14 protein-coding genes and 1 pseudogene are annotated in these 13,526 nt (G+C 68.3%); 4 read left to right on the top strand and 11 right to left on the bottom strand.

Going from position 1 to position 13,526, the window contains the following annotated elements; genetic code table 11:
* Together bcsP and bcsD are read right to left on the bottom strand one after the other, a co-directional pair.
* The coding region (bcsP, locus tag CF70_RS00865) for a cellulose biosynthesis protein BcsP (protein WP_035859155.1) at window positions 1–247 on the bottom strand (247 nt) is incomplete at its 3' end.
* Between the two features lie 69 nt (window positions 248–316).
* Window positions 317–772 (bottom strand): cellulose biosynthesis protein BcsD, encoded by a 456-nt coding sequence (bcsD, locus tag CF70_RS00860; protein WP_035859153.1) that lies wholly within the window; start codon window positions 770–772, stop codon window positions 317–319.
* A 631-nt stretch (window positions 773–1,403) separates the two neighbouring features.
* Between bcsD and CF70_RS00855 the strand changes: the two genes are divergently transcribed.
* Window positions 1,404–2,810, top strand: coding sequence for a class II fumarate hydratase (locus tag CF70_RS00855; protein ID WP_035859150.1), 1,407 nt, complete (start codon window positions 1,404–1,406; stop codon window positions 2,808–2,810).
* Window positions 2,811–2,886: 76 nt separating this feature from the next.
* Here CF70_RS00855 and CF70_RS00850 read toward each other — a convergent pair whose 3' ends face one another.
* The 3 genes from CF70_RS00850 to CF70_RS00840 form a co-directional block, all read right to left on the bottom strand.
* Window positions 2,887–3,201, bottom strand: coding sequence for a hypothetical protein (locus CF70_RS00850; RefSeq protein WP_035859148.1), 315 nt, complete (start codon window positions 3,199–3,201; stop codon window positions 2,887–2,889).
* A gap of 318 nt (window positions 3,202–3,519) precedes the next feature.
* Window positions 3,520–3,906 carry a DUF5329 domain-containing protein gene (locus CF70_RS00845; RefSeq protein ID WP_035859145.1) on the bottom strand — a complete coding sequence of 129 codons (387 nt, stop codon included), beginning with the start codon at window positions 3,904–3,906 and terminating at the stop codon, window positions 3,520–3,522.
* Between the two features lie 126 nt (window positions 3,907–4,032).
* Window positions 4,033–4,758, bottom strand: coding sequence for an SDR family oxidoreductase (locus CF70_RS00840; protein ID WP_035859141.1), 726 nt, complete (start codon window positions 4,756–4,758; stop codon window positions 4,033–4,035).
* A 266-nt stretch (window positions 4,759–5,024) separates the two neighbouring features.
* Here CF70_RS00840 and CF70_RS00835 point away from each other — a divergent pair, with 266 nt between their 5' ends.
* The gene (locus tag CF70_RS00835; protein WP_035859140.1) at window positions 5,025–5,960 is read left to right on the top strand and encodes a 2-hydroxyacid dehydrogenase; all 936 of its coding nucleotides are present in this window, start codon (window positions 5,025–5,027) and stop codon (window positions 5,958–5,960) included.
* 18 nt (window positions 5,961–5,978) lie between these two features.
* Here the strand turns inward: CF70_RS00835 and CF70_RS00830 are convergent, their stop codons facing one another.
* From CF70_RS00830 to CF70_RS00805, 6 genes are all read right to left on the bottom strand, one after another.
* Complete coding sequence (locus CF70_RS00830; RefSeq protein ID WP_035859138.1) at window positions 5,979–7,334, bottom strand: ATP-binding protein; 1,356 nt, start codon at window positions 7,332–7,334, stop codon at window positions 5,979–5,981.
* Window positions 7,334–8,050, bottom strand: coding sequence for a response regulator transcription factor (locus tag CF70_RS00825; protein ID WP_035859136.1), 717 nt, complete (start codon window positions 8,048–8,050; stop codon window positions 7,334–7,336). The genes CF70_RS00830 and CF70_RS00825 overlap by 1 nt, the downstream gene beginning before the upstream one ends.
* Before the next feature lie 16 nt (window positions 8,051–8,066).
* Window positions 8,067–9,080, bottom strand: coding sequence for a glucokinase (gene glk, locus CF70_RS00820; RefSeq protein ID WP_152561652.1), 1,014 nt, complete (start codon window positions 9,078–9,080; stop codon window positions 8,067–8,069).
* Between the two features lie 4 nt (window positions 9,081–9,084).
* Window positions 9,085–9,765, bottom strand: a complete 681-nt coding sequence (pgl, locus tag CF70_RS00815; protein WP_035859133.1) for a 6-phosphogluconolactonase — start codon at window positions 9,763–9,765, stop codon at window positions 9,085–9,087.
* Window positions 9,766–9,836: 71 nt separating this feature from the next.
* A complete protein-coding gene (zwf, locus tag CF70_RS00810; RefSeq protein WP_051647951.1) occupies window positions 9,837–11,285 on the bottom strand; it encodes a glucose-6-phosphate dehydrogenase in 1,449 nt (482 codons plus the stop codon).
* Between the two features lie 201 nt (window positions 11,286–11,486).
* Window positions 11,487–12,284: a PaaX family transcriptional regulator C-terminal domain-containing protein gene (locus CF70_RS00805; protein ID WP_035859158.1), complete on the bottom strand. Its 798-nt coding sequence runs from the start codon at window positions 12,282–12,284 to the stop codon at window positions 11,487–11,489.
* Window positions 12,285–12,484: 200 nt separating this feature from the next.
* Between CF70_RS00805 and CF70_RS37220 the strand changes: the two are divergent.
* Window positions 12,485–12,737: pseudogene (locus CF70_RS37220) on the top strand (enoyl-CoA hydratase-related protein); the annotation flags it as partial.
* Between the two features lies 1 nt (window position 12,738).
* On the top strand, window positions 12,739–13,285 hold a 547-nt coding region (locus tag CF70_RS00800; protein ID WP_235184840.1), incomplete at its 5' end, for a crotonase/enoyl-CoA hydratase family protein.
* Between the last annotated feature and the right edge of the window lie 241 nt (window positions 13,286–13,526).

The following is a 13,526-nucleotide window of genomic DNA, read 5'->3' as shown; positions in this document are numbered from 1 at the left end:
CCGCGGCCCGCCACAGTGGCGCGGGCGATGCGGCCGGCTCCGCTGCCGGGCGGGCAAATTCATGCCCGGGCGGCATTGCGGGCTGGACTGCCGGCACCACGGCGGCGCGGTCGACGCGCATAGCCGACAGCAGCGGCCAGCGCTCGCGCGCTTGCGCCGCGGCGTCTTCGCGCACAATCTCTTTATACGTCTCCGTCCTGCCGCCGAAGCGTTGGAACAGCTTGGACAAATCGTCGGATTGACTCATGGCATCTCACTCACGCAAGGATGGAGGGCGGTGCGCCGGGGCGGACCTGCGGCAAACCACCGCAGCACCTCAACGCCCAAACCGGAATTCAACGCATCCGGTGGGATCAATCGGCGTACTCTGGCTGACCCGCAGGGCCTCGGACGAGCCAAGCATACGGAACCAGTGTTGGTACGCCCCCTCCAGGAACGCCGGCGACCAGTCGTCGGCAGCGTCTCCGAGCGCAGCCCTCAGCGGTGCGCAGTAGTGCCGGATCACCAGGGCGCCGCCGGCATCCTCGATGCTGGTCCAGCCCCAGTCCACGTCCAGCCAGATCTGGGCGATGGCCCGTTCGAGTTCGGCGAGCGTGGCGCACGCGCCCGGGTCGAAACGTTGAGCAAAACGCGCACCAACGCGCCACATGACGGCGCGCAGGCTCGCCGGATCCAGGCTTTCCGCCAGTTCCTCGCCCAACGCTGACAAGACGTCACGCCATTGCGATGAGCAATGGCGCTCAGTCAAATACTGAAGAATCGCTTGATTCACCCCGAGTTCCTGTTTTAAATACTCGCCGAAATATATTTATTGTTGAAGCCCATTTTGTTACCGCCCAGGCTTATCCGCAAATGCTTCGTGCGCAACAATAGTCCGTCGGCCGGCCATGTTTCATCCGTGCAACATGCAGCTCCGTGATCTCGCAAAGAAAAGATAACCAAAGATCACATTATGCAGGTTGAAATGTTTTATCAGCCACTCCGCCCCAACAGACTGGCCGGCCGGGGCGGACGGGCGTCGACAGACTGACAGCTTCCGGCTCCGGCGTGAACCCTCCCCCTCCACAAGCGGGGATATGCGACAGCTTTTCGCCGCGCCTGCCCGCGACGCAGGCCGGCAGGTCCGGGGCGCAGCGCGAGTGGCCCCGACATTTAGCGTTTGTATGGAATTTATGCTTGTTTCTATAAAACAAGGAGCGAAATAAGGGGCTCCTTGTGTATTTTTTCACCGCATACGGGGATTGACATTCATGCCTGCGGACAACGGACCGCGGCCACGCGGCGTATTCTAAAGGCCTGAGCCCGCAACCCGCCGCTGCGGCCAGGTCACATTGCACTTCCAGCCGGCGCGGCAAAGCCAGGATCTGTTTCGGAGCCGTCCGCCGACCGAACAGGAGAATGCCATGTCCGCGCGCAAGCCAGCCGCCACCCGGATCGAAAAGGACAGCCTTGGCGACGTGCCGGTGCCGGCCGGGCACCTGTGGGGGGCGCAGACCGAGCGTTCGCGCCAGAACTTCCGCATCGGCACCGAGAAAATGCCGCCCGCGCTGATCGAAGCTTTTGCCATCCTCAAGCTCTGCGCGGCCCGCGCCAACCGCGAACTGGGTGTGCTCAAGCCCGAACTGGCCCATGCCATCGAAGAGGCGGCGCAGGAGGTCATCGCCGGCAAATGGCCGGACGAATTCCCGCTCTCGGTCTGGCAGACGGGCTCCGGCACCCAGACCAACATGAACCTGAACGAGGTGATTGCCAACCGTGCGATCCAGCTGCTCGGCGGCGAGCCGGGTTCAAACAAGCCGGTGCATCCCAACGATCACGTCAACGCCAGCCAGTCTTCCAACGACAGCTTTCCCACCGCCATGCATATCGCCGCCGCCCGCACGATCCAGTTGCTGTTGCTGCCTGCGCTGGAGACCTTGCGGCAGGCTTTCGGGCGCAAGGTGGACGCTTTCGCCGACATCGTCAAAGTGGGCCGCACGCACTTGCAGGACGCCGTGCCGCTGACGCTCGGCCAGGAATTCTCCGGCTACGAGGCCCAGGTGGGCGATGCCCAGTCGCGCCTGCAGCATGCCATGCTGCGCGCCATGCCGGTGCCCCAGGGCGGCACGGCGGTGGGCACCGGACTCAATGCGCCGCATGGCTTTGCCGCCGCGTTCGCGCGCGCGCTGGCCGACTTCACCGGCCTGCCGTTCGAGCCCGCGCCCAACCGATACGCATTGCAGGCCTCGCACGATGCGCTGGCCGACCTGTCGGGCGCGCTCAACACCACTGCGTCGTCCTTCCTGAAGATCGCGCGCGATTTCATGCTGCTTGGGTCCGGCCCGCGCGCCGGTCTTGCCGAACTGGTGCTGCCGGCCAACGAACCGGGCTCCTCGATCATGCCGGGCAAGGTCAACCCGACCCAGGCCGAAGCGCTGGCCATGGTGTGCTGCCGGGTGATCGGCAACCATACCGCCATCACGCTGGCCAACGGACTTGGCACTCTGGAGCTCAACGCCTACAAACCGGTGATTGCGTACAGCCTGCTGCAATCGGTCACGTTGCTGGCCGACGCCACCGCGAGCTTTGCCAAGCACATGGTGGAAGGCGTGGAACCGGATCGCGAGCGCATCGCCGAACTGCTGGCGCGCTCGCTGATGCCAGTGACCGCGCTCAATCCGCACATCGGCTACGACCGCGCCGCCGAGATTGCCGGCCTGGCCGTCAGGCGGAACCTGTCGCTGCGCGAGGCGGCACTGGCGTCGGGCCATGTTACCGAGGCCCAGTTCGACGCATGGATAGACTTGAGCAGGATGACGCAGGAAACCTGAGGTGCCACGCCGCCTGTGCGCCCGGTCCGGTGCAAAGTGCCCGGCTATCGTGGCGAAATCAGGCCGGCCCGCCGGCTCAGCGCTGCCCCATTTCGCACACGGCGCAAACGGCCACGGCAGCGCCACAGGTGAACACCAGCATCACCAGGACCACCAGGGCGTCGACAAAGCTCATGCTGCCTGGTGAACCCACGCCGACCAGCCGCCAGCAGATCCAGGCAATCCAGCCCAGCGCCGCGAGGGCACTGCAGACCGCCACGGCCACGCCGGCCCGGTGTGTCAGCCGGCGCCAGGTGGCGGCTGGCACGCGACTGCTTTCGCTCTCGTTTTTGTTTTGGTTTTGGTTTTGGTTTTGGCTTTCGCTTTCGTGATGGGATATGACGGTCTGCATCCGGAGTCTCCTTAGCCAAACCTGCCGCCTGGATAAACCATGCCTGGACCGGCATCGCATGCGCCTGAGAGGAACCCCGCGCGGCAGGTAGCGCGCCGGGCCGTGAGGACACATTGGCCGATACGCCTGGGGTACCGTCCGAGGGGAAGTATGGTTCGGCGATTGCCGAGCCGCCATAGGAAACTGTCTGACACAGCCGCGCGATCCGGTCCGGCGTGCCGGAATGCAAAAGCGTACCCGTTTCTGCGCGCCTTCAAACGCGCCCGCAAGCGCCGGAAAAGCGTCTTGCCGACGGCCGGCGCGCCGGTCCGGCCAGGCCTACTTGCCCGCCGCCTTCTGGCGATAGCGTGCGAGTTCGGCGCCCAGCCAGGGGCCGCTCTCCACCGGCTGCGCCTGGCCGCACTTCACCAGGTAGGGCTTGCCGCTGACGCTGCTCTTGCCAGCCCCCAGTTCGATGAAGCGTTCGCTAGTGGTGACGGCGCCCTTGTCGGCGAGGTAGTCGTATTTCTTCTTCAGGTGGGCGGCCGCGTCAGGCGCGGAATACCAGCTGCCGTTGCGGTTGAACTGGCAATTCGAGCCGGCGAGATAGGAGAACAGGTGGCTCACCTCGGCCTGCGTCTCAGCGGACGGCGCCGCCGCTGCGGGGGCGGCCGGGATCGCCAGAGCGGTGGCTAACAACAAGGCAGACAGGAAGGCAGGTTTCATTGGGGGACCAGGAAGTCGCATCCGCCGCATTAGAACGGCATTCCTGAACCACTTCAAGTCATGCCGGCCCGTCCCGGCGGCAAAGCGTACCCGTTTCTGCGTGCGTTCGGCACCTCGGTGCGATGCTCAGCCGATGGCGCCGCCGCCATCCACCAGCACCGTCGAACCCGTGGCAAACCCCGTACCGGCCAGGTAGAGGATGGCCTGCGCCACATCCTCGGGCTGACCGATGCGCTGCGCCGGCAGGCGCGCGGCCACGCTCTCGTACATGGCCTGGCGCGCGGCGCCGTCGAGCTTGTCCCACAACGGCGTGGCGATCAGGCCCGGAGACACGGTATTGACGCGCACCGGAGACAACTCCAGCGCCAGCCCGCGGCCCAGTGCGTCCAGCGAGGCATTGATCGCACCCTGCAGCACCGAGGCCTTGCTCGGGCGCACGCCCAGGAAACCGGACACCATCGTCAGCGAGCCCTGCGCGCGAATCGGCACTGCGCGCGCCACGCGGTAGGCGCCCCAGAACTTGCTGTCCATCGCGGCATAAGCGTCGGCCAGCGGCAACTGGCGCACCGCGCCGGTCGGCGTTTGCGCGGCGGTGATCACCACGTGGTCCCACGGTTCGGCGGTGCTCATGAATTGCGCCACGCTGGCATCGTCGGTGATGTCCACCGTGGCCCCCGTCACGGTGCCCGCGCTGCCCGCCAGGCCGCGCACGGCGGCATCGACCTTGTCCCGCGAGCGCGAGGCAATGATGACGTTCGCGCCGCGGGCGGCAAAAGCGGTGGCCGCGGCCAAGCCGATGCCGGAACTGCCGCCAACCACCAGCACCCTGGCATCCTTGAAATCGGGGAACATGGCAAGACTCCTTTAATCGTCAACCGATGAGGGAGAAGGGAAGGCCTCCTCCGTTCCGGTCATTATGATCATGCGGCGCCGTCCGATCATCCACCCTGGACGGGAAGCACTCTTGGCGGAAATTTGATAATCGCCCCCCATCCGCCCCGCGCCTGCAAGCCTGGCGCAGCGCCGCTACAATGCCGCGGTGCAGCTTGGGCCCCGCCCCTGGAGCCAGCCGCCCTCTTTCCGCCCGTCGCCGGCGGCCCCGGAACATCCCGCCCAACATGAAGCCGCTCCTGCTCGTCCTCAGCCACGTCAGCACCGAACACCTTTCGTGGATTGCCGAACAATACGAGGTACGCTACGCGCCCGACAGCGCCAGCCGCACCGCCCAGATCAAGGAGGCCGGCGCCAGCGTACGCGCGGTGCTGACGATCGGCTCGGCGGGCCTCACCGCCGCCGAAATCGACGCCATGCCCGCGCTGGAGCTGGTGTGCGCGCTGGGCGCCGGCTACGAGAACATCGCCGTGGCCCATGCGCGGGCGCGCGGCATCACGGTCGCCAACGGCGCCGGCACCAACGACAGCTGCGTGGCGGACCACGCCATGGCGCTGCTGCTGGCCAGCGTGCGCGCCATACCGCTGCTGGACCAGGCCACCCGCGCCGGCAAGTGGCGCACCGCGTTGCCGCTGCGCCCCAATGTGTCGGGCAAGCGCCTGGGCATCCTTGGCCTGGGCACCATCGGGCGGCGCATCGCGCAGCGCGGGCTGGGCTTCGACCTGGAAGTGGGCTATCACAACCGCACGCCGCGCGGCGATGCGCCGTTCCGCTATTTCGATACGCCTGGCGCGCTGGCCGAATGGGCCGACTACCTGGTGATCGCAACGCCCGGCGGCTCCGGCACCCGGCACCTGGTCGACGCCGGGGTGCTGGCCCGGCTCGGCCCGGGCGGCTTCGTGGTCAATATCGCGCGCGGCAGCGTGCTCGACACCGCGGCACTGGCCGACGCCCTGCGCGCAGGCAAGCTCGGCGGCGCCGGGCTCGACGTGTACGAGACCGAGCCCGAGCCGCCGGCCGAATTGTTCGACTGCCCCAATGTGGTCCTGACCCCGCACATGGCGGGCTGGTCGCCGCAAGCCATCGCGGCATCGGTGCGGCAGTTCCTGGAGAACAGCCGGCTGCACTTTGCCGGGGAGCCGGTGCTCACGCCGGTAGGCTGACACGGGAGGCAGCGCGATTCAGCCCGCGGGAAATTCCACCCGCACGCGCAGCCCCGGCGCCGCGTCTTCCAGCGCGACGCGCGCGCCGTGCGATTGCGCGATCTCCGCCACGATGGCCAGACCCAGCCCGCTGCCTCCGGTGGGGGCTTCCGGCACGCGGTAGAAGCGGTCGAACACGCGCGCGCGCTCGGCGGCCGGGATCCCCGGACCGTCATCGCGCACCACGAGTTGCACCGTGTCCGCGGCCGCGCCGGCCGCCACGGCCTTCACGCGGCAGGCCTGCACATCGATCTTGCCGCCGGCCGGCACGTAGCGCAGCGCGTTGTCGACCAGGTTGGTCAGCAGGATGCGCAGCGCATCCGCATCGCCGCGCACGATAGCCGGCCCGGCATCCGCGCCGGCATCCAGCCCCAGGTCGATCTGGCGATCGAGCGCGGCCTGGGTCATCTCGGCCACCACGTCTTGCGCCAGCGCGCGCAGGTCCACCGGCTCATGCGGCGGCGCCGCCGCGCCTGGCTCCTGGCGCGCCAGCGTCAACAACTGGGCCACCAGATGCGTCAACCGCTCCAGCCCCTGACGCAGCTTGCGCACGGCCTCCTGGCGTGCCTCGGCCGTGTCGGCGCGCTCCACCAACTGGGCTTGCAGTTGCAGCGCCGCAAGCGGCGTGCGCAGCGCGTGCGCGGCGTCGGCGACGAAGGCACGCTGGGTATCGATGGCGTGCGACAGCCGCGCCAGCAACTGGTTGAGCGCCTCGGTCAGGGGCGCTATCTCGTCGGGCATGCTGCTGACGGCCAGCGGCGCCAGGGCATTGATGTCGCGCTGGCGCACCCCGGCGGCGATCTCCCGCAAGGGCCGCAAGCCGCGCCCCACGGCAAGCCAGACCACCCAGCCGATCAGCGGCAGCAGCAACAGCAGCGGCGCCACGGTACGCAACGCCATGCGCGCGGCCACCTGGCTGCGCGCCGACATGGGCTGGGCGATCTGCACCACGGCAGGTCCGAGCTGCACGCTGTAGATGCGCCATTCGCCTTCGTCGGTCCTGACATTGGAGAAGCCCAGCTCGGCGCGCGGCGGCAGGGCCGGATGCGTGTGCGAGAGATAGAGGCTGCGCCCCGAGCCGTCCCAGATATGGATCACCACGTCCTCGTCCGCGTGGAACAGGCCGCCGTCGGGCGGCTCCGGCGGCGCGAACGACGGCGTGACCGGATTGGCGAACTGGCTGGGCAGCGCGGCGGCTACCTGCTTCATCTGGTAATCGAACAGCGCGTTGGCTTCTTGCCGGGCCTGGCCATAGATCAGCAAGGTGGCAATGGCAATGCCGGCCAGCAGGCCCAGCGCCAGCCACCACAGCAGGGTTCTCTGGATGGAACGCATCAGCCCGCGCTCCCGGACGAAGACGGCGCGCCGTCCTCCAGCTTCGGCACCACATAGCCCACGCCGCGGATATTGCGGATCAGCGCCGCGCCGAATTTCTTGCGCAGCGCGTGGATGTAGACCTCCACCGTGTTGCTGCCCACTTCGTCGCCCCAGCCGTACAGGCGCTCTTCGAGCTGCGCCACCGACCACACCTTGCCGGGCCGCGCCAGCAGCGCGGACAGCAAGCCGAACTCGCGCGCCGACAAGCGCACCGGCTCGCCGTCGAGCGCGACTTCGCGGGTGACGGGGTTGATCACGATGCCGCCATAGCGCAGCAGCGGCTCCGCGCGGCCTTCGGCGCGGCGCATCAGCGCATGCATGCGCGCGGCCAGTTCCTGCAGGTCGAAGGGCTTGACAAGGTAATCGTCGGCGCCGGCATTGAGACCCGCCACGCGATCGGCCACCGCGTCGCGCGCGGTCAGGATCAGCACTGGCGTGTTCACGCCACGCGCGCGCAGCGCAGCCAGCACCTCCAGGCCGGAGCGGCGGGGCAGGCCGAGATCGAGCAGGATCAGCGCGTAGCAGGCTTCGCCGTCCGGTCCGCCCGACTGGGTGGCGGCGGCAAGGCCGGCCTCGCCATCCTGTACCCAGTCCACCGCGAAGCCTTCCTGGCGCAGCGCCAGCTTCACGCTATCGCCGATCATGGCGTCGTCTTCCACCAGCAGCACTCGCATTGTCAGTTCTTCCGGTTCAGGCTGGCCTGGTTGGATTGGATTGTGCGTCGGGGAGTCCATGAGCCATCGCCTCGGCCAGCGCCTGCGCCAGTCCGGGCAGTGCCGGGAAGCCGGCGGTGATCACGTAAACCGGCAGGCTTTCCAGGTAGGCGCGCATGCGGCCCTTCGCGGCAAACCGCGCGTTGAAGGCAGACGCCCGCAGCGCGGGCACGAAGCGCGGCAGGATGCCGCCGCCCAGGTAGACGCCGCCGCGCGCGCCGAGCACCAGCGCAATATCGGCCGTCACGGACCCCAGCAGGCCGCAGAACACGGCGAGCGCGCGCTCGCAGACCGGGTCGTGCCGGTGGAGCGCGCCTTCCGTTACCTGCGCCGGTGCGAGCTGCCGCGCCAGGGGCGTACCCGTTTCTGCGTGCAGCGCGGCGTGCGTCAGCGACAGTCCCATGCCCGACAAAAGACGTTCCGCGGAGACGCGCCCGAAGGCCTGATGGGCCGCGCGCCAGGCGGTCCATTCGTCTTCGGTCTCCGGCATCAGCTCGATATGCCCGCCCTCGCCGGCCAGCGCCACAGCCGGGCCGGAGCGCGCCGGCACCAGTCCGGACACACCCAGGCCGGTGCCGGGCCCGACCAGCGCGCGCGGCGCACCGGCCACGGCGGTGCCCGGGCGCAATAGCGTCAGGTCCTGCTCGCCGAGGTGTTGCAAACCCAGCGACAGCGCGGTGAAGTCGTTGATGGCCAGCAGCAGGTCGAAGCCGAGCGAGCGCTGCATCTCAGAAATGGAAAACGCCCAGGCGTGATTGGTCAGCTTGACGCGATCGCCGGTCACGGGATTGGCCAGGCCGACCGCCGCGTAACGCGGCCTGGCGCTGCCGGGCGGCAGCCCGCCGAGGTAGTGCAGCATGGCAGCCTCAAGCGAGGGGAAATCCGCCACCTTGAGCGCGGTCACCGGGCCGATGCGCTGCGGCGCGGTCTCCAGCGCGAAGCGCACATTGGTGCCGCCGACATCGCCCAGCAAGCGCGGATAGCCTTGCATGGCGTCAGGCCGAGAAGACATCGGTGCCGTGGCGATGCCGGCTCAGCACCAGGCTGACGGGCAGCGCCGGCGTGGGCCCCTTGCAGGCGCTGGCGAACACGGCTGCCTTGGCCGGCCCCGCGAACGACAGGAAGACGCGGTCGGCCGCCAGCAACGCCGCGAGGTTCAGCGTGATGCGCGCGTGCGGCGCCTCGCGCGGATGCGTCACCAGGTAGCCCGGCTGCGTGTCGGCCAGCGCCTGCCGCAGTTCGGGCGCCTCGGGAAACAGCGAGGCGGTGTGGCCGTCCTCGCCCATGCCCAGCACCACCACGTCGGGCTGCCGCCAGGCCGCATTCAGGCGCGCCACCGCGCTCGCCGGATCGGCCACCTCGGTGGCATCGGCCACCAGCGGCACGAAGGCCGCCTTGCCCGCGGCCTCGCGCAGCAGGTGGCGGCGCACCAGCGCGCCATTGCTGTCGTCATGGTCCAGCGGCACCACGCGCTCGTCGACCAGCGTAATGGTGACCGCCTCCCAGCGGATCGTGCGGTGGCGCAGGCGCTCAAACAGCTGCACTGGCGAGCGGCCGCCGGATACCGCCAGCACCGCCCAGCCGTTTACGCCGATGGCAATCTCCAGCGCGTGGGCCACCGAGATCGCCATCGCTTCGGCCAGGTCCGCCTCGGAAGTATGTTCGTAGCGTCGCATGGTTTCTCCTGTTCGAGTGATGGTTGGCAAGGCTTGCAAGAACTTGCAAGAACCTGCAATCAAAGCCGCGGCTAGACCTCTTCGTGCCAGAGCGAGCCGTCGCGCGACATCAGCGCGGACGAAGCGGCCGGGCCCCAGGTGCCGGCGGTATACGGCTTGGGCGGCACGGTGCTGTCCGCCCAGGTATCCAGGATGGGTTCGACCCAGCGCCAGGCCTGCGCCTGCTCGTCGCGCCGCACGAACAAACCCAGCCGGCCGCGAATGACATCGAGCAGCAGGCGCTCATAGGCGCCAGCGCGCCGCACCTTGAAGGAGTTGGCGAAGTCCAGGTCAAGCGAGGTCCCGGTGAGCGCCACGGTATCGCCGGGCTGCTTGACCAGGAAATACAGGCGGATGCTCTCCTCGGGCTGCAGCCGGATCACCAGCCGGTTCTGCGGCGACAGGGTCAGCGGACGCGGGAAGATCGCATGCGGCACATCGCGGAAGTGGATCACGATCTCCGCCACGCGCGACTGCATGCGCTTGCCGGTACGCAGGTAGAACGGCACGCCGGACCAGCGCCAGTTGGCGATCTCGGCCTTGATGGCGACAAAGGTCTCGGTATGGCTGTCGGGCTCGATGCCCTTCTCGTCCAGGTAGCCCACTACCGGCTTGCCGCCCACGGCGCCGGCGCGATACTGCCCGCGCACGGTTTTCTCGGCCACGTCCTGCGGCGTGATGGGCTTGAGTGCCTTGAGTATCTTGATCTTCTCGTCGCGGATGGCGTCTTCGGACAGGCTGGTGGGCGGCTCCATCGCCACCATGCACAGCAATTGCAGCAGGTGGTTCTGCACCATGTCGCGCAGCGCGCCGGTACTGTCGTAGAAGTCGCCGCGCGTTTCCACGCCAAGCTCCTCGGCGATGGTGATCTGCACGTCCTGCACCCATTCGCGGCGCCATAGCGGCTCGAACAGCGCATTGCCGAAGCGGATCGCCATCAGGTTCTGCACCGACTCCTTGCCGAGATAGTGGTCGATGCGATAGATCTGGTCTTCGGCGAAGAACCGCGCCACCGCCGAGTTGATCGCATCGGAAGAATGCAGGTCGTGCCCGAGCGGCTTCTCCAGCACGATGCGGACATTGGAATGATTGAGCCCCGTACGCGCCAGTTGCTCGCAGATGGGCACAAAGATATGCGGACCCGTGGCGAGATAGCACACCACCACTTCGGGCGCGCGCTGGAGGACCTTCTGCGCCAGCGCATCGAAGTGCGCCGGCTCGCGGGCATCCGCCTGCACGTAGCTGATGCGGGCCAGGAAACTGGCCCAGGCTTCCGGGGGCGCATGCTCAAGGCCGGGCCGCACGCTTTGCTCCAGCGAGCCGACATAGTCCGCGGTGGTCAGGGGGTGGCTGCCGGTGGCAAGGATGCGCGCGTTCGGGTGCAGCAGACCCGCCCGGTGCGCATCGAACAGCGCCGGCAGCAGCTTGCGCCGCGCCAGGTCTCCGGTGCCGCCGAACAGCACCATGTCGAAATCGGGCATGCTCACCCTGTACTCCTTGTCTTGGCCAGCGTAGATGCGGCGCAAGCACCTGGCGGGGCCCGTGAGGTCCCGGCAACGCCAGTGCGCGTCACTTGACTGAGTGACACGATGCGCCGCATAAGTTCCGGCCAGTTTACGTGAGTCGCCGCCGCTTGGCGAGGCATGGTGCGCATACGCCTCCCGGCGGGCACCGGGCCGCGATCAGCCGTCCAGCAGCGTCACCCACAGGCCGCGCGCCTGCAACTGGTAGGCGCGGGTGGCCTCGATCAGGGCGCGGCGCGGCGCCGGGTCCATGATGGCCTCGGGCAGCAGCGGATCGCGCACGATGGCGCGGATGATGGCGCGGCCCACCAGCATGGTCTCGCGCGCGGCGGCGTCGGACGCCATGCGCGCCAGCTTGGCCTGACTGCGCTCCAGCTGCGCCAGCGCGCGGCGGTAGGCCGATTGCAGCGCCGGCACGTCCCACAGTTGCTCCATGCGCGCTTCGGCATCAGCGTCGAACTCGCGGCCGACGAAGAGCAGGCTGGCACCGGCCATGCCCAGCCGGGACAGCGCTGTGCGCGTCGCCACGGCGCCGCCGGCGAGATTGTCGGGGCGCACATTGATGCCGGCCGCCAGTGTGCGGAAGCCGCACAGCGCCAGCGCGCGCGCATGATGCCGCCACGCGGTCTTCTCGCTGCGCGCGACCGCGGCGTCCTGCACCACCAGCCAGTCGCCGGCCCAGTGTTCCAGCCGGCTTTCCTTTTCAAACCAGTGCTCGACCTCGTCATAGACCGGATTGCCCTCCGGCAGCACCGCGTAGCAGCCGCGCTCCGTCTTGACGATGCGGCCCTGGCGCTGCAGCCGCGTCAGCGCCACGCGCACGCTGGGCGTGCCGATGCCCATCACCTCGGCGCCGCGCGCCAGCGCCTGCACCGGCAGGGTTCGTTCCGGGTGGCCGAAGAGCAGGTCCAGCACCAGGTCGGTGGCGGAGGGCTCGCGGATCTCTATTTCATGCATGAGCGGCAGCGGGGACAATGAGGGCGGCAACAAGTGCAGTGTCGGCAGCGTGAACGGCGAAGGGTAAACCACAAATATTTCTTCCAATACCACATATATATCATTTCATGAAATATTTTGGTATTTGGAAAAACACCTAACCAACACCCCATCGCCACTTGATAAGCACGTTAACCATCCCAGGCCCCGAGGACGCGAGCATGGATATTAAGCCCAACCCGTATGTCAGGACCGAAGCCGACGGCCCGGTCTTCACCATCATTCTGGATCGTGCCGACAAGCGCAACGCCGTGGACGGTCCCATGGCGCTGGCGCTGCGCGAGTCCTTCGCGCACTTCGAGTCCGACCCGGCCCTGCGCGTGGCGGTGCTGTGGGGCGCGGGCGGCCATTTCTGCGGCGGCGCCGACCTGTCGGCGGTGGGCGACCCCGCACGGCGCCACGAACTCGATCCGCNCGATCCGCAGGGCGGCGGCGCGGGCCCGATGGGCCCGAGCCGGCTGGCACTGTCCAAGCCGCTGATCGCGGCGGTCAGCGGCTATGCGGTGGCGGGCGGGCTGGAACTGGCGCTGCTGGCGGACTTGCGCGTGGCCGAGCGCGGCGCTGTCTTCGGCGTGTTCTGCCGGCGCTGGGGCGTGCCGCTGATCGACGGCGGCACGGTACGGCTGCCGCGCATCGTCGGCATGGGCCGCGCGCTCGACATGATCCTCACCGGCCGCGCCGTGCCCGCCGAGGAAGCGCTGGCCATGGGACTGGCCAACCGCCTGGTCGAGCCGGGCCAGGCCCGCGCCGCCGCCGAAGCGCTGGCGCACGAACTGGCCGCCTTTCCCCAACGTTGCATGCTGACGGACCGCGCCTCCGCCTATGGGCAATGGGACCTGCCGCTGGCCGACGCCCTGCGAGCCGAAGGCGCCAGTGGCGCGCCGATCGTCCTCCAGGAAGGCATCGAGGGCGCCGCCCGCTTTGTCGGCGGCGCCGGACGGCACGGCAATTTCTCCGGCTGACACACGCACCGATACACGCGCGAATCCGGGATAAACGCAGCCCGGACGACCAAAGCGTACCCGTTTCTGCGTAAGCAATGAGACCGCCAGAAGGCCCGGATCCCGCTAGCGCGAAATCCCTGACCTTCGATGTCCGAGGACCAAAAACAAGAGCGCCGCGGCCAGACAACGATTCGCTGTAGCCGTGCGAAGCGCCCGAAGGGCGGGCCGCACCAACCCGCGATGCGAAGCGAGCCGTCAA

The organism is Cupriavidus sp. SK-3, from assembly GCF_000611145.1.
In the GTDB taxonomy this organism is placed as follows: domain Bacteria; phylum Pseudomonadota; class Gammaproteobacteria; order Burkholderiales; family Burkholderiaceae; genus Cupriavidus.
Note: the sequence above shows the minus strand (reverse complement) of the source record. Positions and strands in the feature narration are given on the sequence as shown.